Source organism: Flavobacteriales bacterium, assembly GCA_016715895.1.
Taxonomy (GTDB): domain Bacteria; phylum Bacteroidota; class Bacteroidia; order Flavobacteriales_F; family PHOS-HE28; genus PHOS-HE28.
Genome location: JADJXH010000003.1, coordinates 1,748,068 through 1,773,028 on the forward strand (window position 1 = coordinate 1,748,068; position 24,961 = coordinate 1,773,028).

Consider the following 24,961-nt stretch of genomic DNA (forward strand, 5'->3'; position numbering starts at 1 on the left):
CCAGCCTGCCGCGGAGCAGCGACTACCTTCGACGGACCGTCCTGATAAACGATGCGTTGGCTCGTCGTCCCCGCTTTCCTGGTCGGCTTCTGTGGACTCGGCCAGAATTGGGCCCTGCTGAACCCGGCCTATAAGTACAACTACAGCGACGACGGCAGCGACACGATCAACGCCCAGATCTTCGTCACGCACGTTGATACGCTCGGGCCGGACAGCTTCAGGTACGCGCTGAACAGGATCGCGACCGTCTGCGACACCTGCTCTGCATCCGGGTTGTTCCTGTTGCTCGACCAGCCTCAGTTCTTGCAGCGCATGGCGCTCGTCGGGCCGACCGTCTGGCACTTCCAGGGACCGGGCTCCATGGTCGTTCTTCCCCAGAGCAGCATCGGTACCTCATGGCTGTTCGACACCCTTGCGGGCGTCACGGCGACCGTGGTGCTGGTGGACACGGTGCAGTTGTTCGGGATGGACGTCGAGCGGAAACGGGTGGAACTCTCCAACGGAGGATCGATCACCCTTTCTCCGGACCACGGGATCCTTACGTGGAACGAGCATGCTCTGGTCGGGGTGCATGGGCCGGAGGTCGGTATCCTCGTACCCCGCTTGGAAGCGATGTTCCCGTACGGTTCCAATGACGTGGTGGAGTACGCCACTGGCACGGCACAAACGGATGGGGTCTCATCCGAGTTCGGACAGCGTCGGCTATACAAGTTCACCATCGATACGGGTGCCGTGGACGACGGACAGATGGTGTTCGATGGAACGATGATCGATCACCGCTATGCGTGGTCGAGCTCCTGGCTGGGAGGGACGACGAACACCTACGGCCATCAGGACATCCTGGGTACTACCTGGACCGCTGGCAGGCCGGAACTGCCCTGGGCCGATCTGTTGTTGTCCTATCCGGGCCAGGTGATCGGACATCGCAGCGAGCTCCTCGGCGACAGCCTGATCTGCATTGCGCACCATGGCCGGGATGGATCCGGGCGCTACACCTTGGGCTGCCGGACCGTTCAGGACCAGTGGAACCAGAGCGGACACTTCATGGCGATCGTTGTTGAACCGGCACCGGGAGACCCGCTGCAGTGCATGATCCGCGACCACTGCGATGGCGGAGCGGTCGACACCTGCGGGGTCCTGTATACCGCCGGTATCGGATTGAACTGGTCGCGTGGCAACTACTTCGAGGCGAACGAAGAGTACCTCCTGGTCGGCTCGGTCGTGGACTGCGACACGATCGGTACCGTTCATCCGGATGACGATATCCTGACTTTGAGCGTTGGCACGGCCGATCGACCTGCGCCTGCGCTCTTCCCGAACCCGGCCGCTGACCGGCTCATGCTGACGAACGCGCCCGTCGGTCGGCACGCACGACTCCTGGACAGGACCGGCAAGGTGCTTCTGGAACGGTTCATCCGCTCCGCCGCGGAATCGATCGATGTGCGGCATCTATCCGTGGGCCTCTACCTGATGATCGTGGAGGGGATGCGCCCACAACCCGTGGTGATCGCACGCTAGGGTCAAGGCTCTTCGGCCGATCTTCGCGCCATGTCCGTTGCCACTGCTTCCGATCTGTTCGCCTTCCAGCAGACCATCCGCGAAGGCATCCCCGAGGTGCTTCCCCCCGCCCGCCCGCTCGACCCCGGCGTGAGCCACGCACCCAAGCGCAAGGACATCCTGACGGCCAGCGAGAAAAAGCTGGCCCTGCGCAACGCGCTTCGCTACTTCCACCCGAAGCACCACGCCACGCTGGCGCCCGAGTTCGCGCAGGAGCTGCAGGAGCATGGCCGCATCTACATGTACCGCCTGCGTCCCGAGCACCCCATGCACGCGCGGCCCATCGACCACTACCCCGCAAAGAGCCGGCAGGCCGCGGCCATCATGCTGATGATCCAGAACAACCTGGACCCGGCCGTGGCACAGCACCCGCACGAGCTGATCACCTACGGCGGCAACGGCGCGGTGTTCCAGAACTGGGCGCAGTACCGCCTGGTGATGAAGTACCTGAGCGAAATGACCGACGAGCAGACGCTGGTGATGTACAGCGGCCACCCGCTCGGCCTCTTCCCCAGCCATCCCGATGCACCCCGCGTGGTGGTGACCAACGGGATGATGATCCCCAACTACAGCAAGCCCGACGACTGGGAGCGCTTTAACGCCCTTGGTGTGACGCAGTACGGACAGATGACGGCGGGCAGTTACATGTACATCGGTCCGCAGGGGATCGTGCACGGCACCACCATCACCGTGCTCAACGCCTGCCGCATGATCAAGTCGTCGCCTGGCACGAAGGGCAAGCTCTTCGTCACCGCGGGACTGGGCGGCATGAGCGGTGCCCAGCCCAAGGCCGGCAACATCGCGGGCGTGGTCACCATCTGTGCCGAGGTGAACCCCGCCGCCGCGCACAAGCGCCACAGCCAGGGCTGGGTGGATGAAGTGATCACCGACGTGGATGCGTGCATCGATGCCGCGCTCGCCTGGCAGAGGAAGGGCGAAGCGCACAGCATCGCCTACCTCGGCAACGTGGTGGACCTGTGGGAGCGTCTCGCGGCGCGTAAAGTGCACGTGGACCTCGGCAGCGACCAGACCAGCCTGCATAACCCCTGGGCCGGCGGCTACTACCCCGTGGGTCTCAGCTACGAGGAGAGCAACGCCCTCATGGTGCAGGACCCGGCGGCCTTCAAGCAGCGCGTGCAAGAGACTTTGCGCCGCCACGTGACCGCCGTGAACACCCTCGCCGACCAGGGCATGTACTTCTTCGACTACGGCAACGCATTCCTGCTGGAGAGCAAGCGCGCGGGTGCTGAGATCGGTGGCCTTCACGGGGAAGAGTTCCGCTATCCCAGTTATGTGGAGGACATCATGGGACCGATGTGCTTCGACCACGGCTTCGGGCCGTTCCGCTGGGTGTGCACGAGCGGTGATGCCAAGGACCTCGCCACCAGCGACCACATCGCGGGGGATGTGCTCGAAGCGATGATGAAGGAGGCGCCCACCGAGATCGGCCAGCAGATCGCCGACAACCTGCACTGGATCCGCAGCGCGCAGCAGAACAAGCTGGTGGTGGGCAGCCAGGCGCGCATCCTCTACGCCGACAGCGAGGGCCGCATCCGCATCGCGCAGGCCTTCAACGCCGCCATCAAGCGCGGCGAGATCAGCGCGCCCATCGTGCTGGGCCGCGACCATCACGACGTGAGCGGCACGGACAGCCCGTACCGCGAGACCAGCAACATCCGCGATGGATCGCGCTTCACCGCCGACATGGCCGTGCAGAACTTCGTGGGCGATGCCTTCCGCGGCGCCACCTGGATCAGCCTGCACAACGGCGGCGGCGTGGGCTGGGGCGAGGTGATCAACGGCGGCTTCGGCATGGTGCTCGATGGCAGCGCAGACAGCGACCGCCGCCTGCGGAGCATGCTGCACTGGGACGTGAACAACGGCATCGCCCGCCGCGCCTGGGCCCGCAACCCCAACGCGGTGTGGAGCATCGAGCAGGAGATGAAGCGCACACCGTTGTTGAAGGTGACCCTGCCGAACGAGGCCGATGACAGCGTGATCGACGGCGCGCTCCGATGAGCCTGAACGCACTGGACTCCTGGGTGCGGCCCGGGGTGCTGCGGGCGGTGATCGAGATCCCCGCCGGCACGGTGGAGAAGCGGCAGTACGACCCGGCGAGCGGCTCCTTCCCGGTGGACCAGCGGCGCGGCGTCCCGCGCAGGGTGACCTTCCTGCCCTATCCGGCCAACTACGGCTTCGTCCCCGGCACCCGGATGGACAAGGACGCCGGCGGCGATGGGGATGCATTGGATGTGTTCGTGCTGTGCACCGCCCTGCCCAGCGGCACCGTGGTGGAGGTGGAACCCATCGGCGTGATCGAGCTGCTGGACGCCGGGGAGCGCGACGACAAGCTGGTGGCCCTGCCGGTGGATCCGGCCCTGCGCACCCTGGAGGCGCGAGACCTCCACGAGCTGCCCGCGGCGGCGCGCGACATCCTGGTGACCTGGCTGCTGCACTACGACCCCGAGGACCGCGCGGAGCTGGTGGCCGTGCGTGGGCGCCAGGAGGCCATCGACACCGTCACCCGTTGGCTGGTGAAGTGAGGCCCCGTCGGGTGGCCGATCACGGCGCCTGCACGAAACGCAAAGCGTGCGTTCCGTTCGTGGTGGTGACGCGGAGCACGTGAACTCCGCCGGAGATCATCGGCACGATCAGTTCCCGCGTGGGCCCCGTACAGGTCAGCGCACACGCGAGCCGACGCCCGCCGGCCTCGAAGAGCGCCGCCTCCACACGACCTTCCGGAAGGCCGGTCACGCCGCACCATCCGTTGACCTGGATCATGCGGATCTCCGAAAGGCGTGGTGGTTCCACACCCCCCACCGTGCAACTGCCCTGCGGACAGACCAGCACACCCGGGTCGACCGTGCCTGTGTTCAGATCGAGATAGGGCCAGGTGAAGCTGGTCGGCGTGGCATCGCAGATCGTGAGCCCGGGGTGAAGGATGCCGAGGTTCTCCGCGCTGTCGGCGATGCACAGCGTGCCCGGTCCATCAGCCCATCCCTGGTTGCGGAAGTGACCCGCGTGGATGCCGCCGCCCTGCACGAAGAAGGTGAGGTGTGGGATGGGCACTTCGGCATCGTTCAGATGCAGCCGGCCATCCACCTGCATGAGCGCATCCCACACGTTGAGCCCCCAGCGGATGTCGGCATCGCCCAGGACGTGGGTCTCCACCGCACCGGAGGCCACGTTGAAGTTGCCCAGCGTGCGCACGGCAAGGTGCTCCAGCACACGGCAGGTGCCCACGTTGTGGAAGAGGCCGGTGCTGTCCACCACGAGCGCGTAGCTGATGAAGAGCCCTTCGTTCCACACCAGGCTGTCGCGCACCCAGGTGACGCGACTGCTGACGGTGGCCTCGTTGCGGAAGGAGCAGCGGTCGAACACCAGGGAGTCGATGGCGGAGATGACCCCGGTGTTGCGGCCCGCACGACGCATGGCCAGTCGCGTGGTGGCGATGCTGCCGGTGTTCACGAGAGAATCCGTCCAGGCGCTTCCGTCCAGCAACACCAGCCGGTGCAGCGAAACGGAGCCGGCATTGATGAAAGGCGCGGTGCTCCACAGGCCGCTGGAGCCGCTTCCGACCAGGGCACCTGAGGCCGTGATGCGCAAGGCACCGCCGAGGTGCACCACATCGGTCGGCAACTCCACCGTGTGCTGCACATCGACGGTATCCCCGTTCTGGGGAACGCACCCGCAGTTCCACGTGGACGGATCGGTCCATGCCCCGGCGGCCACGGACGAGACGGTGGTCTGTGCGCTCGATCCGATGGCGAACGTCACCACAGCCGCGAGGGAGAGCGAACGCATGGAACCAAGGTACTCTAGGCTTGCACGCTGAACTTAGCGGATGAACCAACTGAAGGAAGCCGAGCGGTACGGGAGGTGAACCGGGCCAAGGTTCAGGATCTGGTCCTGTGCGCCTATTGGGACCTCTCGTACCCCGGTGTCCACGGCTCGGATAGAAATTGAGGCTCGCGGCCTGTTAGAGTTCTGAAGCAACGGACACCTGCTCAGCCCCTTCAGAGGTGGAACGAACCAAAAGTACCATGAGAACGATCGGTATCGATGTAAGCAAGGCGACCTTGGATGTGGTCTTGCAGGACGAACAAGGCAAGCTGGTGCAGGAGGAGCGGGTGAAGAACAACTGTGTTGGACTGCGGTCGCTACTGCGCAAGTGGGCCAGGCAGGGGCACTGCGACACCACCGCCCTGGTGTGTCTGGAGCCTACCGGGCACTACAGCCATGGGGTGGTGAAGACCCTGCTGGACCTGGGCCACCCCCACTTGGCTGGCCCACGCCACGGATATCCGCTTGAGCATCGGCATGCAGCGGGGCAAGAGCGACAAAGTGGATGCACGGCGCATCGCACAATACGCGCACCGGTTCAGGGACAAGGCCCGTTTGGTCGGCCAGAGCCACGTGGAGTTCGCCGAGCTCAAGGCGCTGTTGGCACTTCGCGAGCGCTTGGTGAAGGAGCGGGGCAAGAACACCGCGCAGTTGAAGGACAACGTGCTCTACCTCACCGGGAACACCAAGGACCTGGTGAAAGCCGAGCTCCAGCGACAGCTCAAGGCCCTGGAGCTGTCGATCACCAAGCTGGACCGGGCCATCGCGGTGTTCCTCCGCAAGGACAGCGCCTTGCAGGGCAGGAACAAGCTGGCACAGACCGTATCGGGCATCGGTCCGGTGCTGGCCAGCGAGCTGATCGCCCACACCGAAGGCTTCACCCGCTTCGACTCACCCAGGCAACTGGTCTGTTATGCCGGTGTTGCACCCTTCGAACGCACCTCTGGGTCCAGTGTGCGTGGAAAGACCGCCACGTCCTCCTTCGCCAACCACAGGCTCAAAAGCCTCTTGAAACTGGCCGCCTTGGCCGCCGTCCGTGTGCCCGGGGACCTACAGGACTACTATCACCGCAAGATCGCTCAAGGCAAACGACCCATCGTCGTGCTCAACAACGTGGCCGGCAAGATCATCCACCACCTCTGGGCCGTGATCCACTCAGGCAGACCTTATCAACCTCGCTTGCACATGTCATAGAAATAGGCGATGCCGGAAGGACAACTACCTTCGAACATCGGCCCGGACCCAACCTGGGACCATGGTCGATCGTGTAGCTCAAAGGAACACGACCAACCCGCGCTGAGCCATGACGATCATTTCCCGAACGTTGTTCATCGCAGTTCTGTCCGCTTTGGCGAGCCCCTGTGAGGCCCAAGGCCCGTACACCTGGATCATCGGCGGTTCGGTGAATACGTGCTTCACGGGCCAGACCGTGACGTTGACGACGGTGGGAGGCACCCAGCCAGCCTACAACCTCACCCTATCGGTGGACCCGAACACGTGCACCTTCGGCGTTCCGCTGAACCTGACCAGCCCGATCGCGGAGATCACGCTGTCGACCATGTGCGGAGGCGCGCTTGTATCGACATACGACAGCGTGCAGTTCGGTGGAGCCAACGACACCGCCTATGTATCGATGGTCCTGAACTGCGGGACGTCGATCGCGGATTGCCAGGGCGTCATGGGGGGACCAGACCTTCCCGGAACGCCGTGTGATGATGGTGACCCGCTGACCTTCGGCGACCTATGGACCAGCACTTGTGCGTGTGTCGGTCACTTCGGTTGCACGGCGGGCTTCACCGTGCAGCAGATCGCACCGTGGATCATCGCCACCACCAACACGAGCACCGGAACCGGCCCGTTGACCCATCAATGGTGGCTTCCCGACGGTTCCACGAGCAGTGCGTTCGAGCCGGGCTTCACCTTCACATCCTCCGGCTACTACACCATGTGGTTGGAGATCACGGACAGCCTGGGATGCAGTTCGTACCAAGGGGACACCTTGGTGATCGACAGCGTGGGTCTGATCTACACGGGGACGACCATGTGGTTCGACTGCCAGGGTGCGCTCTTCGGTCCTGATACGGCGGGCGCACCTTGCGACGATGGAGACATCACCACGGTGAATGACACCTGGACCGCTTGGTGCTCGTGCACCGGCACAAGCACCGGTCCACTGGATTGCCTGGGCGTTCCGGGAGGCACCGCATTGCCCGGCACCGCCTGCATCGATACGGTCGGTGGCTTCATCGTCAATGGTACGTGGGACAGCTTCTGCCTGTGCGTCGCCAACACCACGCCGGACTGCCTGGGCATACCCGGTGGGCCCAACCTGCCGGGGACGCCCTGCAACGATAATGATCCGCTCACCATCAACGACACATGGAGCGGAGGCTGCGTCTGCGCCGGCGTGTGGAGCCCGACCTGCACCGCCGACTTCTGGGTGATCCAGGCCTATACGTATGACAGTGTGCAAGGCACAAGCGATCCGGTGCCGTACATGCTCTGGGTGTGGAACCTGGCCGGCGGGGGCAGTGGTTCGTTCAGCTATCTGTGGGACTTCGGCGATGGGACCTCCTCCACGGACGCATACCCCACCCACACCTACGCGGGTAATGGACCATACCAACTGTGCCTGACCATCAACGACGGCATGGGCTGCGTCGACACCTTCTGCGACAGCGTGGGCGTGGATGGCAACGGCATCCTCCTGCCCATGGGCGCCCAGAGCCAGGGCTTCACCCTCAACGTGATGGGCGCCACCGCCATCGACGAAGTGGATGTCCTCCAGGAGGTGGCCATCGCGCCCAACCCGGTGAACGATGTACTGACGCTCTCCCTGAGCAGCACCCGTTCCGGTGCGCTCCAGGTGGACGTGCTGGACGTCAACGGCAAGCTGATCCACCAGCAGCGCGCCAACCTCGCCACCGGCGCCAACACCCTGCGGCTGGACCTGGGCCACTTGGAGGCCGGGCCCTACCTGCTGCGCCTCAACGCCGACGGCCTCACACGCACCGAACGGTTCGTGCGCGGACACTGATCCGTTCATCTTCCGCAACCACCGGGCCCGCCTACACACAGGCGGGCCCGGCCGCTTCCGGCTGATCCGGATAAAATACCTTCACCACCCAACCCGACCCACCATCGCCGCGTGTATGGGGTTGAACCCTGAATCACACCTCCATGAGATCGACCCTTCGTACCCTCGGCTTCGGCCTGGCCATGGCCCTTGCCACGGCCTCCATGGCCCAACAACCCTACACCTGGATCTTCTCCGGCACCATCGCGGGCTGCACCCCCGGGCAGGTGGTCACCATCCAGACGATCCAGGGCACACAACCCCCACAGACGGTGACCGCGGTGGTGGATTCGATGTGCCACTATGAGGCCTGGCTCTACGTGGCCAGCAACCCGGCATGGGCCCAGTTGAGCACCCTCTGCGGTGGCATGAACCTCACAGCATGGGATTCAGCCCAGTTCAATTTCTTCCAGGACACGGCCTACACGGTGATCAACCTGTCCTGCGGCGGCGGTGGCCTGGACTGCATGGGCGTTCCCAACGGTCCCAACGTGCCCGGCACTCCCTGCAACGACGGCAACCCGTTGACCGTGAACGATACCTGGGATGCGAACTGCGTGTGCACAGGTGTGGGTCAGACCTTCTGCCAGGCGTCCTTTACCGTACAGCAGGGCGCACCCTGGGAGATCCTGACCATGAACACGAGCTCGGGCATGGCCCCCTTCACCTACCAGTGGTGGATGCCCGACGGATCCAGCAGCAATCTGCCCCAGCCGAACTACGTGTTCAACGCACCCGGGGTGTATGGCATCTGCCTCACCATCGACGATGCGAACGGCTGCAGCAGCTGGATGTGCGATACCGTCGTGGTGGACAGCCTGGGCATGATCAACACGGGCGCCGTATGGTTCGATTGCCTCGGCATCCTCTGGGGTCCGAACGTACCGGGTTCACCCTGCGACGACGGCAACCCGAACACGATGGGCGATGTGTGGGACGCCAACTGCGGCTGTTCCGGACAGGGTGGCGGATGGGTGGACTGCCTCGGCGTGCCCAACGGTCCTGACGTGCCCGGTGCCGCCTGTGACGACAATGACCCGCTCACGGCGTTCAGCTATTGGTCCTGGAACTGCGTGTGCGTGCCCGACACCTCGAACGGCTTCCTGTACGACTGCATGGGCGTGTTGAACGGTCCGGCCATGCCCGGAACCCCCTGCGACGACGGCGATCCCAACACCTTCAACGACACCTGGGACGGCAGCTGCAACTGTGTGGGCTCCGGTGGCCTGCCCTGCGAGGCCGACTTCATCGTCACCCAGGCCTACGACAGCCTGCAGGGTCCCATCCCCGGCACCATCTGGGTCTTCTTCCTGAACAACGGCGGCCAGGGCTTCACCTACGCCTGGGACTTCGGTGACGGCACCACCAGCAACGTGCCCTTCTCCAGCCACACCTACAGTGGCAACGGGCCCTACCTGCTCTGCCTCACCGTATCGGGCTTCGGCTGCACGGACACCTACTGCGACAGCGTGGGCGTGGATGCGAACGGCATCATCCTCCCCATGGGCGCACAAAGCCAGGGCTTCACCATCAACGTGATGGGCGGCACCACGGCGATCGACGAGGTGGACGTGCTCCAGGAGGTGGCCATCGCGCCCAACCCGGTGAACGATGTGCTGACGCTCTCCCTGAACAGCACCCTTTCCGGTGCGCTCCAGGTGGACGTGCTGGACGTCACCGGCAAGCTGATCCACCAGCAGCGCGCCAACCTCACCGTGGGTGCCAACACCCTGCGGCTTGACCTGGCCCACCTGGAGGCCGGTCCCTACCTGCTGCGCCTCAACGCCGAGGGCTTCACCCGCACCGAACAGTTCGTGCGCGGGCACTGATCCGGTCGACCGATCTGCGCAAGGACCCGCCTGATCCCAGGCGGGTCCTTGCCTTGTGGGGCCGTGCGATCCACTACCTTCCTGCTTCCCGGACCCAACCCCGGCATCATTCCCTGCGTGTATGCCCATGAACGAACGCTCCATGCGCTTCAACAACCTTCGACCCTTCCTGCTCACCCTCCTGGCCCATGCCGCATCCCTCGCGATGTTCGGACAGGGGTATTGGGTGCAGGTGGCAGGCACCGTGGTCCCATGCACCCCTCCGCTCGCACCCGTCACGATCCTCTCCGTGCAGGGCACTCAGCCCCAGGTGAACACCACCGTCATCGCCGACACATCCTGCGCGTTCTCCTACCTGGTGTTCATGTCCTCCGCGAACGGCTTCTTCCAGATCAGCGTGCCGTGCGGCGGCGGCACCTCCGCGACGGAAGTGGTGAGCTATGTCGCGAACGTGTTCGACACGACCACGGTGAGCGTGACCCTGAACTGTGTGCCGTTGGATTGCGAGGGCGTCCCGAACGGTCCTGCCCTGCCCGGCACGCCGTGCGATGACAACAACCCCATCACGGTGAACGACACCTGGGACGCGAACTGCGATTGCGCAGGCTCCGTCCCGGGCGCTTGCGATGCGGCGTTCTGGCCGATCCAGGCCTACTTCATCGATTCGATCACCGGCGATCCGGTACCGCTGTTCAACGAGGTGTGGCTGATCGACCAGAGCACCAGCTCGGTCGGGGCGGTGGCCTACGCCTGGGACTTCGGCGACGGCACCACGAGCACCGATGCGCAGCCCACGCATGTGTATGGCGGTCCGGGTCCCTACACCATCTGCCTGGCGATCACCGACACGAGCGGCTGCACCGATCAGTACTGCGACAGCGTGACGGTGGATGCGGACGGCCTGCTGAACGGGCTGGTGGGCGGTGATGGCGCGCGGAGCGGCTTCTCGATCCGCGTGGTGGACCCGCTGACCGTCACCGTCCCCGAGGTGGTGGCGCCCACGGACGTTCGCCTGTGGCCCGTCCCGGGCACCGACCGGCAGCAGCTGGCCTTCCTCAGCTCCACATCCGGCGCTGCGCGCTTGGAGCTCTTCGCCATGGACGGCAGGGTGTTGGGCATGCAGACGGTCCGGCTCGACCGGGGAGCCAACAGCGTGGAGGTCCCCTTGACGGATCTGCCGTCCGGGCCCTTCCTCATCAGGCTCACGGCCGACGGTTGGGCCCTTCACCGCCACAGCATGAAGCGATGATCGGAGGAAGGCCGGCGACCGGATGACCTGACCCGGCCGACCGACGCCGCATCCCGCATGGTGAGCGAGCAGTTGATAGCACGATGCCTCCGCGAGGAGCCCAAGGCGCAGTACGAGCTGTACCGGCTGCTGCATCCCTTGCTCATGGGCATCTGCACCCGCTATGAGCGCAACCGGCAGGACGCGGTGGCCCGGATGAACCAAGGCTTCCTGAAGATCCTCACCCACCTGGCCGACCGGCGTCCGGAGGTCCCCTTCGAGCTCTGGTCGCGCCGCATCATGATCAACACCGTGATCGACGACCACCGCCGCCAGAAACAACGCAAGGCCCACGAGACGCTGGAGGCGCCGCCCGATCGCGTGGACCTCGCCGAGGTGAACAGCTACCTGGGCCACATGGAGGTCCAGGAACTGGAACGCATGCTGGAGCAGGTCCCGGCGATGTCGCGCCAGGTCTTCAACCTCTTCGCGATCGACGGTTTCCCGCACGCGGAGATCGCCGGCATGCTGGGCATCAGCGAAGGCACCAGCAAGTGGCACGTATCCAACGCACGGAGCATCCTGCAACAGGCCCTGGCGCGGGCCCTGGCGGTCGACCGTGCACGAACCCCTTCCCGATGAGCGAGCAAGAACGATTCGACGACCTGGTGCGCCGCAAGTTGGAGGAGCGCACCTTCCCCTTCGCGGAAGCGGACTGGCAGGCCGCAGAGCAGCTGATCCTGGCCGAACGTGCGCGTCGGCGGCGCCAACGCTTCTGGCCCTTCGCTGCCGCCGCGCTGCTCATCGCCGGCTCGGGCATCGCCTACCTGGCCTTCACCGGCGAGGAGCCCGCCGACCACCGCGCCGGAAGCACTGCACAGGTGGCCGGAGCGGATGAGCGACCGCACGCCACCCCCACCCCTGCCAGCAGCAACGATGTCGTTCCCATCCCTGCGACCAAGGGCACGGCCACATCGTCCACCACCACCACCCCGACCACCGCTCCGGCGCCGGCGATCACCACGTCGCACGGCACCACGGGACGTTCCGGGTCAGCACCTCAACCTACAGCGCAGGTGAGCGGAACCGGTGCGGAGACCCTGGCACACGAACAGGCTGAAGGCACGACCGCCGACCCGATCATCGCGCGCGATGGACCGGTTCAGTCCGCAGGATCCACCGCTGACAGGGCGATGCGGGCCGATGCGGTCGACCCCGGGAGCGACGATCATCGATCCCCGTTCACGGCAGGAAGTGGAACACAACACACGGCGAACGAAAAGGCCTGGTCCACCGATGACGGTCGGCCCGGCAGCGAGGCCGGCGAACCGTTGACCCCGCAGGGGACCACTGCGGCAGCGCCGCCACCTTCCACCATGCAGGAAGAGGAAGCGCCGTCATCGCTGAACGATGTAGGGGGATCAACCGTGGCGAACGAAACGCAGGTGCCGGGAGAGGTGCCGCAGGACCTGGCGGTCACGCAGCCGTCCGACAGCGCTGCATCCACATCCGCCGCGACCATGGCCCTTGACAGCACCGCCGTCACCAGCGGCGACACCGCCACCGTGCCCCTCCCGCTCGTGAAGCCGGATTCGCCCTGGGAGCTGAGCGCGATGGGCGGCTTGCTTTGGGGCCGCGGCCGGTACAGTGGGGCGCAGCACGACCTCTGGGAGGCGGAGGTACGGACCGGCCTGGGCTGGAGCGCCGGCGCCGAGGTGATGCACATGGGCCGCAACGTGGGCATCGGCACCGGGATCCACTACAGCACCTACACCGAGCGCCTGGTGGCGCCGGAGCTCAGCCGCTCGGAGCAGGAGGTGGAGCGCTTCTACTTCCTGACGCCGGTGGACACCACGGTGACCCTGGGCACGGACACCTTCTCGATCAACGGGCAGCTCTTCAACACGATCGTCAGCGTGGACACCACGATCAACGTGCTCGGCGTGGGCTATGACACCACGACGACCGTCACCCTGCTGCGCGCGGCGCGTGAGCAGGTGAACCGGGTGAGCTATCTGGAAGTGCCGCTGCTGCTGGACGCGCACCTCACCCAGGGGCGCTGGATGTTCGGGCTGCGCGGCGGGCCCACGCTGGGCGTGCTGACCGCACGTCGCGGGGTGCTGCCCGATCCGGCCCTGGATGGGTACACCGACCTCAACGAGGTGCAGTTCCGGAGCCTGGTGTTCGGGTACACGGCCCGGGTCACCATCCGCTACCGCTGGAACAGCGCGTGGTCGGTCGGTCTGGAGCCTGTGCTGCGCGGGCAGTTCGGCAACGGGCTCGAGGGCGGTCTGAAGCGCAGCACCATGGCCCTGGGTGCGATGCTGAGCCTGACGCACCGGCTGCGCTGAGGCTCAGCGAGCGAGCAGCACCCGTGCGGTCGGGAGCCCCGGCTCACCCACCGCCCGCAGCAGATAAGGACCCGGCGACAGCGCCGAGAGGTCGAGTTGCAGCCCGTCGCCGCTGCGCGTGGCGTGGATGCGGATGCGACGGCCGGTCGCATCGATCAGCTCCACCTGCTTCACGTTCGCCGGGACCGGTGCGGTCCACAGCCGGCCGGTACTGGGCACCGGCCACACGGACCAGCTCCGAGGTGCCTGCGGCCCATCGATGCCCACCGGCTGGCAGCGCGGATCGGTGCACCACCGCACATCCGGGCCCACCACGCCCTGGTCCACGTCCAGGTACGGGGGGGCCGTGGTGGTCGGGCTCTTGTCGCACACGTCCACGCTGTCCGTGATCACCCCGCTGTTCACCGTGGAATCGGTGACGCACACGGCACCGGCACCGCGAAGCAGGCCGTTTATGCGCAGGTCGCCCGCGATGGAGAGGTAGGCACTGTCATCCGCCATCCACAGGTCGCCGTCCAGCTGCACATCGCCTTCCACGAGGATGAGCCCGCTGTCCAGCAACAGGGACTCGATGCGCAGCTCGCCCACCACGGCGATGTTCCCGAGGTTGGAGCTTGTGTACGGTGCCCGGAAAAGACCGCTCCAGGTGATGGTGCTGTCGTTGCGGAAGCGTGCGGCGAACTCGCCCGAGCCGGTCACCGACCCCCGGTTATCAAGCTGCCCCGGGCCGGCGATCCAGCCGGCGGACACGGACCCCACGGGCGCGTTCTCCCACGCGACATCGGTGCGGATCGAGTCGGCGGTGATGGCACCGAGGTTGGTGAAGGCCTCCCGCTGGAGGCCAAGACGGATGGCGGCCAGGGTCCCGAAGTTCACCGCGTCCGGTTGCAGGACGCCCGGCTTGATCTCCAGGGCCTGCAGGGTGACCTGGCCGAAATTGAAGAAGATGCCACCGACCACGAGCGAGGTGCCCAACAGCTGGCCATCGCTCTGGATGTACAGGTCGCCGTCGAGCAGCGAATCGGGCTGGGTCACGGTCACCATGTGTGCGACGGTGACGCTGACGATGCCATCGGGCACGCACGCGCAATCCCAGGTGGCCGGATCGTTCCAATCCCCGTCGGCCACGGAGGTGATCGGTTGTCCGAAGGTCGTTGCCGCGGTCAGCAGGACCACGGCGATGATGGGCAAGCGCATGTCCGAAAGTAGCGCGCAGCGGTGGTTTCACCCGCGCACCTTCGCCCCGGCCTCCCGCTCCAGGGCCTCACGGATGCGCTTCATCGCCTTGTCCACCTGCTCATCGGTGAGCGTGCGCTCCAGGTCGAGCAGGGTGAACCGGACCGCGTAGCTCTTGGTACCCGGAGGCAGCTTGTCCCCCTCGTACACATCAAAGAGGTCCACATCGCGCAACAGCTTGCGTTCGGCCTGATGGGCCGCACGGCGAAGGTCCTCGAAGGTGGTGGCGTGGTCCAGCACCAGGCTCAAGTCGCGGCGGACGGCGGGGAAGCGCGGGACCTCGGCGAACTGCACCGGTGAAGCAGGGAGGGTCCACAGGGCATCGCACAGTTCGGCGAAGAGCACGGCCTGGTCCACGTCATGGGCCTTGGCGACCTCCGGACGCACGGTGCCCGCGACGGCCAACTGCCCGGTGGGGCCGGCAAGCGCGAACGCATCCTGCAGCAAGGGATGCTCGAGGGGCTTCACCTGGAGGCGGGCGGTGGGATGCGCGCGTTCCACGAGCAGTTCCAGTTCGGCCTTCAGGTCGGCCATCTCCACGGCGCGAGGGCGTTGCCGCCAGCGTTCCCGCACGTTCCTGCCGGTGATCAGCAGCCCGATGCGCGCGGGCTCTGAGCGACGCTCGCCGGCTCGGTGATAGACGCGTCCCTGCTCAAAGAGCCGCAGGTCGCGCTGCTGACGTGCGATGTTGTGGGCCGCGGCACCGAGCAGCCCGGGCAGCATCGAGGGACGCATCGTGTCCAGTTCGGCGCTGAGGGGGTTCAGGAGGCGGATGAGCACGTCGGCACCGGCCGCACCGAGCCGCTCCAACATCGCCCCGTTCACCAGGGACGGGGTCATCACCTCGCGGAACCCCCGGGCGGCCAGGTGGTCCACCACGGCCTGGGCGGGTTCCTCCGCACGATGACCATGCTGTGCGGCGGGCGGCACGGACAGCCTCTCGGGGATCGGCACGCGATCGAACCCATGGATGCGCAACACCTCCTCCACCAGGTCCGCTTCGCGATGCACGTCCACCCGGTAGGGCGGCACCTCCACGAGCAGGCTCCGGTCCGAGCGTTCGATGATGCGGCAATCCAGCAGCGCGAGCAGGGCCTCGAGCTCCTCCACGCTCAAGGCGATCCCGGCCAGATCGCGCACCGCAGCAGCATGCAACCGCACCTGGCGCCAGGGCTTCGGGTGTGGATACAGGTCGATCAGTGGGCCCACGGGACGCGCACCACAGTGCTCCATCATCAACAGGGCCGCGCGCTGGAGGGCGTGCACGGTCATGGCGGGGTCCACCCCACGCTCGAAACGGAAGGAGGCGTCGGTGCGCAGGCCATGGCGGCGGGCCGTGCGGCGCACGCTCACCGCATCGAAGCAGGCGCTCTCCAGGAACACGGTGGTGGTGGCCTCGGTGACCCCGCTATGTAGGCCGCCGAAGACCCCGGCGATGCACAGGCCGCCCTCGGTGTCGGCGATCATCAGGTCCTCGGCGCCCAGGGTACGCTCCACCCCATCGAGGGTGGTGAACGGCGTACCGTCGGGAAGCGGACCCACGATCACATGCCGGTCGCGGATGCGGTCGGCATCGAACGCGTGCAGGGGTTGGCCCAGCTCATGCTGCACGTAGTTGGTGATGTCCACCACGTTGTTGATGGGTCGAAGGCCGATGGCCTTGAGGCGCTCGGCGAGCCGGTCGGGCGAAGGCCCCACACGGACGCCCGTGAGGGTGACCCCGGCATAGCGCGGGCAGGCATGCGCATCCCGCACCTCCACGGTGACGGCCCCATCCCCCGCGCCGTCCCTGAAGGCGGATGCATCGGGCATGCGGAGCGCGGCGCGTCGGCCGGTGCGATGGGTCACCGCGGCGGCGAGGTCGCGCGCCACGCCCAGATGGCTCATGGCATCGGCGCGGTTGGGGGTGAGCCCGATCTCCAGCACGGCATCACGACGAAGGCCGAGCTGCTGTGCGGCCGGGGTCCCCGGCACGGCCTCCGCGCCGAGCACCAGGATGCCGTCGTGACCCTCGCCCAGCCCGAGCTCATCCTCCGCGCAGATCATGCCGTGGCTCTCCACCCCGCGGATCTTGCTCTTCTTGATGGTGATGGTGCTGCCGTCGCGCAGGTGGAGCGTGCTGCCCACCAGGGCCACCAACACCTTCTGACCGGCGGCCACGTTGGGCGCGCCGCAGACGATCTGCAGCGGCCCGCCCTGACCCACGTCGACGCGGGTGACGCTGAGGCGGTCCGCATCCGGGTGCTTCGCGCACTCCATCACATGCCCCACCACCACGCCCTCGAGCATGCCCGGCACGGCCTCCACCACGTCCACGCGCTCCACCTCCAGGCCGGTGCTGGTCAGCAGGTCGGCGGCGGCGGTCACGTCCAGATCGGTGTCGATCAGGTCACGGAGCCAGTCCCAGGAGATGCGCATGGCGTACGGATGAAGGGCGGCGAAGATACCAAGCGGGTCCTCCACGCATGGGCGGGAGCGGCCGGCCGGGCATCGTCAGCCGCAAGGCCCACCACCGGCCTAGCTTTGGGCGGAGCGTCATGGAGTACATCGTCCTGTCCATCCCGCTGTTCTTCCTGCTCATGGGCATCGAGCTGGCCTGGAGCGCGTGGAGCGGCCGGCACGTGTACCGGCTGAACGACTTCATCGCCAACCTGGGCTGTGGCATCGGCTCGCAGGTGGTCGGGGCCTTCACGAAGTCGCTCATCTTCTCCATCTACCTGTGGACCTACGACCACTGGCGCGTGTTCACCCTGCCGCAGAGCGTGCTCACCTGGGTGGTGGCCTTTCTGCTGGTGGACCTGCTCTACTACTGGTTCCACCGGCTGAGCCACGAGGTGAACTTCCTGTGGGCCGCGCACATCGTGCATCATCAGAGCGAGGAGTACAACCTGAGCGTCGCGCTGCGGCAGAGCTGGTGGCAGGGCCTGTTCAGCTGGTGGTTCTACCTGCCCATGGCGGTGCTCGGCATCCATCCGGTCCTCATCGTCACGGTGGGCGCCTTCAACACGCTGTACCAGTTCTGGATCCACACCAAGGCCATCGGCCGCATGGGCCCGTTGGAACTGCTCTTCAACACGCCCAGCCACCACCGCGTCCACCACGGCAGCGACCCCAAGTACATCGACCGCAACCACGCGGGAACGCTCATCGTGTGGGACCGGCTGTTCGGCACCTACCAGCGCGAGGAGGAGGAACCGGTCTACGGCATCACCACGCCGCTCACCAGCTGGGATCCGGTGAAGGCCAACTTCCACTACTGGGGCGACCTGATCGACCTGGCCCGGCGCTGCACGCGATGGAGCGACAAAGTGCGCGTGTTCCTGAAGCCCCCGGGGTGGCGCCCGGCGGAGCTCGGCGGCTTCCAGGGCCCCCGGGAGAAGGACCGGGCGACCCATCGCAAGTTCGACACCGCGGTGGTGCCCGTCACCCGCGGATACGCGGCCGTTCAGTTCACCCTGCTGCTCGCCATCACCTCCCTGTTCCTGTTCAAGCAGCAGCTGTTCGCGACCTGGCTGCAGGGGGGCGTGGCGTTGCTCATCATCTGGTGGGTGATGGACATGGGGCTGCTGATGGAGGGCGGACGGCGGGTGCTTCTGTCGGAAGCCGGTCGCCTCATGGCGTTCGTCGGCCTCGGGCTGGCCGCAGCGGGGACCGTCAGCCTCCCCTGGGTCGGAACTGCGGTGATCGCCCTGGCGGTGCTCAGCGGGGCGCACCTGGCCCAGGTGGCCCTCCACACGCACCGATCATGATCACCCTCCCCGTGCCCGCGCTCGACGGGCTGACCACGGAGCGGCTGCTGTTCCGGCGGCTGGTGCCGGAGGATGTGGCCTGGTGGATGGACTACATCGCCAGCGCCGAGGCCATCCGCTTCATGCCGTTCACCGTGGGGAGCCGCGCCGATGCCGAAGCGATGATCCGCCGCTCGCTGGACCGCTACGCGACCGATGGCAGCGGCTTGAACGCGGTGCTGCTGCGCGACAGCGGTCGGCCCGTGGGCCAGGTGGGCCTGTTGACGCAGGAGGTGGACGGCGTTCCGGAGCTGGAGGTGGGCTATCACCTGCTTCCGGCGCAGTGGGGCCGCGGGTATGCCACGGAGGCCGCGGTGGCCTGCCGGCGGTTCGCCGAAGAGCGCCGCCTGGCCCCCACGCTGATCTCGCTCATCGACCCGGCGAACCACCGGAGCCAGGCCGTGGCGCACCGCAACGGCATGGCGCCGGAGAAGCGCACCGTGCATCGCGGGGTGGAGGCCCTGGTGTTCCGGACGGCCCCGGCCGCGGGGTGACCGAACACGGCGGGCGGCGGGCCGTTATCTTGGCGCACCATCATGGATCCGCGCAAGTCGCTGCCGATCAACGGAGGCCTGTACCTGGCGGCCCTGGTGGGCACGCTCTTCGCACAGGCGCGGGGCTGGCACACGCTCGAATACGTGTGCAAGCCGCTCCTGCTCATCGTCCTGTCCAGCTGGTTCTTCTTCAACAGCCGGCGCGTGGGCGACCGGTTCACGCTGCTGGTGCAGGCCGGGCTCTTCTTCTCGTTGGTGGGCGACGTCGCCCTGATGTTCCAGCACCTGGACGAGTTCAACTTCCTCATCGGGCTGGCGGCCTTCCTGATGGCGCAGATCTGCTACGCGGTGGCCTTCCTGCACAACGCAGTGGAGGTGGACGGCGCGGAAGGGATATGGGTGTCCGTGCTGATCATGGTGCTGCTTCTGAGCTACGGCTTCTTCTTCGCCTACGACCTGATGCCTTACCTGGACGAGGCGCTGGTGCTTCCCGTGGTGGCCTACGCCATCGCGATCTCGCTGATGGGGGTGGCCGCGGGCTTCCGCTTCCGCCGCACCTTTCCGCGCAGCTTCTGGATGGTCTTCGTCGGCGCCGTGCTCTTCGTCGCCTCGGACAGCCTTCTGGCCCGCAACCGGTTCGCACGGCCGGTGCCCATGGGCGACGTGTTGATCATGGTCACTTACGCCGGGGCGCAATTCCTCATCGCGGCCGGCTGCCTGGTGCACGTGCTCGATCCCGAGGAACGGCGGCGACGCCACGCCCTGCGCACCTGAGGCGCCTCAGCTGATCCGGCCCCACACGGCCTTGTCCTTCATGCGGTCCTCCATGGCCCGGGCGATGGGCGCATGGGCCGGATCGCGCAGCTCGGGATCGCTGTCGGTGATGCGGATGGCGGCGGCGCGCGCCTGCTGCAGCAGCTCCACATCGTGCACCAGGTCGGCCAGATGCAGCTGGGGCAGCCCGCTCTGCTGGGTGCCCATCAGGTCGCCGGGCCCCCTGAGCCGCAGGTCGGCCTCGGCGATCTCGAAGCCGTCGTTGGTGCGCACCATGGTGCCGATGCGTTCCCGCGCCTCGGCCCCCAGCTTGTCGCCGGTCATCAGGATGCAGAAGCTCTGCTCCGCCCCGCGCCCCACGCGCCCGCGCAGCTGATGCAGCTGGCTCAGCCCGAAGCGCTCGGCGTTCTCGATCACCATCACGCTCGCGTTCGGCACGTCCACCCCCACCTCGATCACCGTGGTGGCCACCAGGATGTTGGTCTCCCCCTTCTTGAACCGGGCCATCTCGATGTCCTTCGTGGCCTGGTCCATGCGGCCGTGCACGATGCTCACCGCGTACTGCGGCAGCGGGAAGCGGCGCGTGATGGCCTCGAAGCCGTCCGTCAGGTCCTTCAGGTCGTTCTTCTCGCTCTCCTCGATCAGCGGGTACACCACGTACACCTGGCGCCCCTTGCGGATCTCGTCCTCCAGGAAGGCGAACACCGCGTTGCGCGCCGAGTCGAAGCGGTGCACGGTCTTCACGGGCTTGCGTCCGGGCGGCAGCTCGTCGATCACGCTCACGTCCAAGTCGCCGTAGAGCGTCATCGCCAGCGTGCGGGGGATGGGCGTGGCCGTCATCACCAGCACATGGGGCGGCACGGTGTTCTTGGCCCAGAGGCGCGCCCGTTGCGCCACCCCGAAACGGTGCTGCTCATCGATCACCACCAGGCCAAGGTCGTGGAACTGCACGGGGTCCTCCAGCAGGGCGTGCGTCCCGATGAGGATGTGGATGTGGCCGCTGCGCAGGGCGGTGAGCAGGCTTCTCCGCTCCGCGGCCTTGGTGCTTCCGGTGAGCAGGCGCACCTCCACGGGCATGTCCTTGAGCATCGCACTGATCGTGGCGAAGTGCTGCTGGGCAAGGATCTCCGTGGGCGCCATCAGGGCGGCCTGGCGGCCGTTGTCCAGGGCGATCAGCATGCTGAGCAGCGCCACCAGCGTCTTGCCGCTGCCCACGTCGCCCTGCACCAGGCGGTTCATTTGCCGGCCGCTGCCCAGGTCGCGCCGCACCTCCTTCACCACGCGCTTCTGGGCGTTGGTGGGCTCGAAGGGCAGGTGCTCCTTGTAGAAGCGGTTCAACAGCTCGCCCACCCGGTCGAAGCACTGGCCTTCCACCCGCTCCTGCACGAGCTTCTTCTGGCGGATGAGCTCCAGCTGGATGAAGAAGAGCTCCTCGAACTTCTGCCGGCGCGTGGCCACGGCGAGCTGCTGGGCATCGGTGGGGGCGTGCAGCTGGTGGAAGGCCTGCGCACGCGGCATGCCGCCCAGCCAGGCCACCAGTTCGGCGCTGAGCGTCTCGGGCAGGTGCATCCCGGGCTGGTTCACCAGCACCTTGGTGAGCTTGCCGATGGCGCGGCTGTGCAGGCCCTTGGCCGCCGCCTTCTCGGTGGTGCTGTACACGGGCTGCAGGCCGGTGACACCACCCACCTGCCAGGACTCCTCGCTCTCCAGTTCCGGATGCGCGATGTTCGGCCGGCCCTTGAACACGCTCACCTTGCCGTACACCACGTACACCACGCCCTCACGCAGCAGCTGCAGCAGCCACTTCAAGCCCTTGAACCACACCAGTTCGATGCTTCCGGTTCCATCGCTGAGCACGGCGGTGAGGCGCTTGCCCTGCTTCTGCCCCACCTGCTTGATGCCCGTGAGCGTCCCCTTCAACTGCACGGCCAAGCCCTCCTCCACCGCGTCCTTCACCGCGTGGAAGTGCGAGCGGTCCACGTAGCGGAACGGGAAGTGGTGCAGCAGGTCGTTGAAGGTGGCGATCCCGAGCTCCTTGCGGAACAGCTCACCCCGCTGCGGGCCCACGCCCTTCAGGTACTCGATGGGGGTCTCGGTCCACGGCTGCATCACGACGGGCCAAGTTAACGGCACACCTCCGGGTTACCTTCGAGGGATGGCAGCCCGGCGCGCGTCCTCCCTGCCGCTCCGGATGGAGCGTGCGGTGACGGCCCTTGAACGGGCGATGGCCGCTGTGGGCGCAGGCCCTGGGCCCGGGGAGGTGCACGCCTTGCGCGTGGCGCTCAAGCGCGTCCGATCGCTGATCCGCCTGGCGCGGCGCACACCCGGATGCCGGACACGGAAGCGCCTTCGTCGCCGCCTGGACCGGCTCTTCAAGGTGGCCGGCCGCGTCCGCGACCGGCAGGTGCTGCTGGAGCTGCTCGCGACCGAAGCGCCGACCGGCGGCACCGCCGCCCGGGCCCGAAAACGGTTGGCGGACGGCGCCCCGCAGGCGGATGAGCGATTGCTCCGCACCGTGCAACGGCAGGGCCATTTGGTCGATGAGCTGCGTAAGGCACTTGTCCCCGGGCTTGGCCGTTTGAGCCCGGCCGCATGGCGCCAGGCGCTCAGCAAGGCCATCAACGACGACCTGTGCGACGCTGCGGAACACCTCCATCGCGATGAAGCGGCCGATGCGTTGCACACCGTGCGGAAGCGCATCAAGCATGCAGTGCACGCGCTGGACCTGTGGCCGGACCGGCCGCTCCCACGCGCGCTGGCTTCACTCCGGCGCAGGTGCCGGAGCGCCCAGCAGCTGCTCGGCACCCGCCAGGACCTGGTGCTGCTCCGCGAACTGCTCGGCGGCCGGGCGAAGGATCGGAACACCGATGCGGTGCTCGCCGAGCGCATGGCCGCCCGCCTTCAGTGGATGGACCGCCGTGTGCGGATCGAGCTGAACGCCCTGTTGCCGGAAGGCGCGGATCACTTCGTCCCGAGCACGAGGTCCTCGTCAGCCTTCAGGCCGAAACGGAAGACCGCATCCGCCGGCAGGGTGGCCGCAGGCCGCTCCACCGTGACGGTGAAGCCTGCTTCACGCAGACGATCGATGTAATCGCGCCCGTAGAGGCGCACGTGGTCCCGCTGCCCGAAGCGCCGCTGGCGCTCGTCCGGGTCGATCACCGCAGGGTCCTCGTCGGTGACGGGCCCGTCGCTCATGGGCACGAGCAGGATGGCCACGCCACCGGGCCTCAGCACGCGGCAGAGCTCGCGCATCGCCCTGCGGTCATCCGGTACATGCTCCAGCACATGTGAGCAGATCACCAGATCGAAGTGGTCCGCCGGGTACGGCAGGCTGGTCACGTCCAGGTCCACGGTACCCGGCGGGTAGGTGTAGCCCGGCTCCTTCTTGTCCCCGGCGACGTATGTGATCCCAGGTGTCGCCTGGATCCGCTCGCGCAGGCTGCGGTCGGGCGCCACGTGCAACACCCGCTGTCCGGCTCTGGGAAGACCGCGCTGCTTCAGGGCGAGGGCCATCATGCGCGTGCGTTCCAGCGACCCGCAGAACGGGCAGAGCGCGTGCGGCCTTGGCGGCGTACCGCTGGGCAGATAGGCCACGGCACCGCGTTCGCACAAGGGGCAGCGAACCACATCACCGCTCAGGGCCCGCTCCCGCAACCACCGTTTGAGGCTGTTCAGCACGAGCGGCAAGTTAGCCGCACGCCCCGGGTCACTGCACCGACCAGCTCGTGAGCTTCTTCCGGAAGCCGCCACCACTGGCGAGGTACTTCGTCCCGTCCTGCACCAGACCGATCCCGTCGGCCCGGTGGGTGCGGAGCACGCGGTTGGGCAGGCCGGGGAACACCGCCTCGCCCTCCTCCACGGCCGTGGTGAAGGTGCCCGCTGGTACCACCACCGGTACAGGCGCATCAGCCATGCCCCAGGTCAACATGCCCGAAGGGGGATCACGCCGGCGAACAGGCGCAGCAGGGCGCTTACCGGGATCAGGGTGAAGGACGCGAGCCAGTAGGCGAACACGAGGCCACCGAACCAGATGCCGACCGCGTGGTCCGATGGATCGCCGAACGGAACGCGGATGGGAACGAAGCAGCGATGGTGGGCCGATCACTGCGTGATCACCGGGCCGTGCAGAGCGCCGTTGGTGACCTGCTTGCTGTTACCGGCACCGTCGTATAGCCTGCAGTTGAAGGTCACCTTGAAGGTGAATCGGGGGCCAAAGGGATCACCGGTGGAAGTGCGCTCGTTGATGCTGAAGCTACTTCCGGTCTGATCCGCTGTACCACGGTCTGTGGACCACTTCACCCCCAGCGGGTCCGTCCATTCCACGCGCACACCGTCAACGACCTCGTATGCCAGGGTCGATTGGTTCCACAAGAAGGCACCATAGGACCGTGACCCCAGCGCGACCATGGTGTTCACGCTGTCCACCGAAGGTGTACTGCTCAGGCCATAGAAGGTCTTGATCAAGCCCACTTTCCAACGGTCGTTCACATCCACGGAATCGGACACAATGGACTCTTGGTAGCTCGTGCAGACCGTGAGACCCATGTTGGAATTACCCATCGCGCCCGGGACGAAAATGTCCGTCGAGGTGGTTTTCAGTACCGGAATGCCATCCAACTCAAGGCTCAGCGCATACGAGGAACTGGCTCCACCACCGTCCGGTACCGGGGTGGTGGTCTCATCCTCCTTCTTACAACCGGCCGAGATCACAAGGATCATGACCAGCGCATTGCGCAGGTCATTCAGCAGGGAGGTTCCAGCCTTCATACTTCGGAGGTGGACGTA

General features: G+C 66.7%; 19 protein-coding genes and 1 pseudogene. 14 read left to right on the forward strand and 6 right to left on the reverse strand.

Translation table 11 applies throughout. The annotated features are described in order from the left end of the window. Positions 1-51 precede the first annotated feature (51 nt). Genes IPM49_07620 through IPM49_07630 form a run of 3 tightly spaced genes read left to right on the forward strand, consistent with a single transcriptional unit; the run spans position 52 to position 4,100 of the window. Positions 52-1,518, forward strand: coding sequence for a T9SS type A sorting domain-containing protein (locus IPM49_07620; protein MBK9274394.1), 1,467 nt, complete (start codon positions 52-54; stop codon positions 1,516-1,518). Positions 1,519-1,548: 30 nt separating this feature from the next. Continuing rightward, positions 1,549-3,576 carry a urocanate hydratase gene (locus tag IPM49_07625; GenBank protein MBK9274395.1) on the forward strand — a complete coding sequence of 676 codons (2,028 nt, stop codon included), beginning with the start codon at positions 1,549-1,551 and terminating at the stop codon, positions 3,574-3,576. Next, positions 3,573-4,100 carry an inorganic diphosphatase gene (locus tag IPM49_07630; GenBank protein ID MBK9274396.1) on the forward strand — a complete coding sequence of 176 codons (528 nt, stop codon included), beginning with the start codon at positions 3,573-3,575 and terminating at the stop codon, positions 4,098-4,100. Before IPM49_07625 ends, IPM49_07630 begins: the two co-directional genes overlap by 4 nt. Positions 4,101-4,119: 19 nt before the next feature. On the opposite strand, the gene IPM49_07635 is transcribed toward IPM49_07630, so the two are convergent. Beyond that, a complete protein-coding gene (locus IPM49_07635; GenBank protein ID MBK9274397.1) occupies positions 4,120-5,361 on the reverse strand; it encodes a hypothetical protein in 1,242 nt (413 codons plus the stop codon). 239 nt (positions 5,362-5,600) lie between these two features. Between IPM49_07635 and IPM49_07640 the strand changes: the two are divergent. From IPM49_07640 to IPM49_07670, 7 genes and pseudogenes are all read left to right on the forward strand, one after another. Continuing rightward, positions 5,601-5,834: pseudogene (locus tag IPM49_07640) on the forward strand (transposase). 43 nt (positions 5,835-5,877) lie between these two features. Continuing rightward, on the forward strand, positions 5,878-6,594 hold the full coding sequence (locus IPM49_07645) for a transposase (GenBank protein ID MBK9274398.1): 717 nt from the start codon (positions 5,878-5,880) through the stop codon (positions 6,592-6,594). A 109-nt stretch (positions 6,595-6,703) separates the two neighbouring features. Then, entirely contained in the window at positions 6,704-8,437 is a 1,734-nt protein-coding gene (locus IPM49_07650) for a T9SS type A sorting domain-containing protein (GenBank protein ID MBK9274399.1), read from the forward strand. A gap of 143 nt (positions 8,438-8,580) precedes the next feature. Next, a complete protein-coding gene (locus tag IPM49_07655; GenBank protein ID MBK9274400.1) occupies positions 8,581-10,305 on the forward strand; it encodes a T9SS type A sorting domain-containing protein in 1,725 nt (574 codons plus the stop codon). A 121-nt stretch (positions 10,306-10,426) separates the two neighbouring features. After that, on the forward strand, positions 10,427-11,554 hold the full coding sequence (locus tag IPM49_07660; GenBank protein MBK9274401.1) for a PKD domain-containing protein: 1,128 nt from the start codon (positions 10,427-10,429) through the stop codon (positions 11,552-11,554). A 57-nt stretch (positions 11,555-11,611) separates the two neighbouring features. After that, complete coding sequence (locus IPM49_07665; protein MBK9274402.1) at positions 11,612-12,175, forward strand: RNA polymerase sigma factor; 564 nt, start codon at positions 11,612-11,614, stop codon at positions 12,173-12,175. Further along, positions 12,172-13,884, forward strand: coding sequence for a hypothetical protein (locus IPM49_07670; protein ID MBK9274403.1), 1,713 nt, complete (start codon positions 12,172-12,174; stop codon positions 13,882-13,884). Before IPM49_07665 ends, IPM49_07670 begins: the two co-directional genes overlap by 4 nt. Before the next feature lie 3 nt (positions 13,885-13,887). On the opposite strand, the gene IPM49_07675 is transcribed toward IPM49_07670, so the two are convergent. After that, the gene (locus IPM49_07675; protein MBK9274404.1) at positions 13,888-15,081 is read right to left on the reverse strand and encodes a hypothetical protein; all 1,194 of its coding nucleotides are present in this window, start codon (positions 15,079-15,081) and stop codon (positions 13,888-13,890) included. 27 nt (positions 15,082-15,108) lie between these two features. Next, a complete protein-coding gene (locus tag IPM49_07680) occupies positions 15,109-17,538 on the reverse strand; it encodes a phenylalanine--tRNA ligase subunit beta (GenBank protein MBK9274405.1) in 2,430 nt (809 codons plus the stop codon). A gap of 119 nt (positions 17,539-17,657) precedes the next feature. Between IPM49_07680 and IPM49_07685 the strand changes: the two genes are divergently transcribed. From IPM49_07685 to IPM49_07695, 3 genes are read left to right on the forward strand one after another with little or no spacing between them, the layout of a single operon-like run. Next, positions 17,658-18,869, forward strand: a complete 1,212-nt coding sequence (locus IPM49_07685; GenBank protein MBK9274406.1) for a sterol desaturase family protein — start codon at positions 17,658-17,660, stop codon at positions 18,867-18,869. Further along, positions 18,866-19,402 (forward strand): GNAT family N-acetyltransferase, encoded by a 537-nt coding sequence (locus tag IPM49_07690; protein ID MBK9274407.1) that lies wholly within the window; start codon positions 18,866-18,868, stop codon positions 19,400-19,402. Before IPM49_07685 ends, IPM49_07690 begins: the two co-directional genes overlap by 4 nt. A gap of 42 nt (positions 19,403-19,444) precedes the next feature. Next, positions 19,445-20,176, forward strand: coding sequence for a lysoplasmalogenase (locus IPM49_07695; GenBank protein MBK9274408.1), 732 nt, complete (start codon positions 19,445-19,447; stop codon positions 20,174-20,176). Positions 20,177-20,182: 6 nt separating this feature from the next. Here IPM49_07695 and recG read toward each other — a convergent pair whose 3' ends face one another. Continuing rightward, the gene (gene recG, locus IPM49_07700) at positions 20,183-22,285 is read right to left on the reverse strand and encodes an ATP-dependent DNA helicase RecG (GenBank protein MBK9274409.1); all 2,103 of its coding nucleotides are present in this window, start codon (positions 22,283-22,285) and stop codon (positions 20,183-20,185) included. A 46-nt stretch (positions 22,286-22,331) separates the two neighbouring features. On the opposite strand from recG, the gene IPM49_07705 reads away from it, so the two are divergent. Further along, complete coding sequence (locus IPM49_07705) at positions 22,332-23,267, forward strand: CHAD domain-containing protein (protein MBK9274410.1); 936 nt, start codon at positions 22,332-22,334, stop codon at positions 23,265-23,267. A gap of 615 nt (positions 23,268-23,882) precedes the next feature. Here IPM49_07705 and IPM49_07710 read toward each other — a convergent pair. Both IPM49_07710 and IPM49_07715 read right to left on the reverse strand, forming a co-directional pair. Continuing rightward, positions 23,883-24,104 (reverse strand): hypothetical protein, encoded by a 222-nt coding sequence (locus tag IPM49_07710; protein MBK9274411.1) that lies wholly within the window; start codon positions 24,102-24,104, stop codon positions 23,883-23,885. A 173-nt stretch (positions 24,105-24,277) separates the two neighbouring features. Beyond that, positions 24,278-24,943, reverse strand: coding sequence for a hypothetical protein (locus tag IPM49_07715; protein MBK9274412.1), 666 nt, complete (start codon positions 24,941-24,943; stop codon positions 24,278-24,280). Positions 24,944-24,961: the final 18 nt, after the last annotated feature.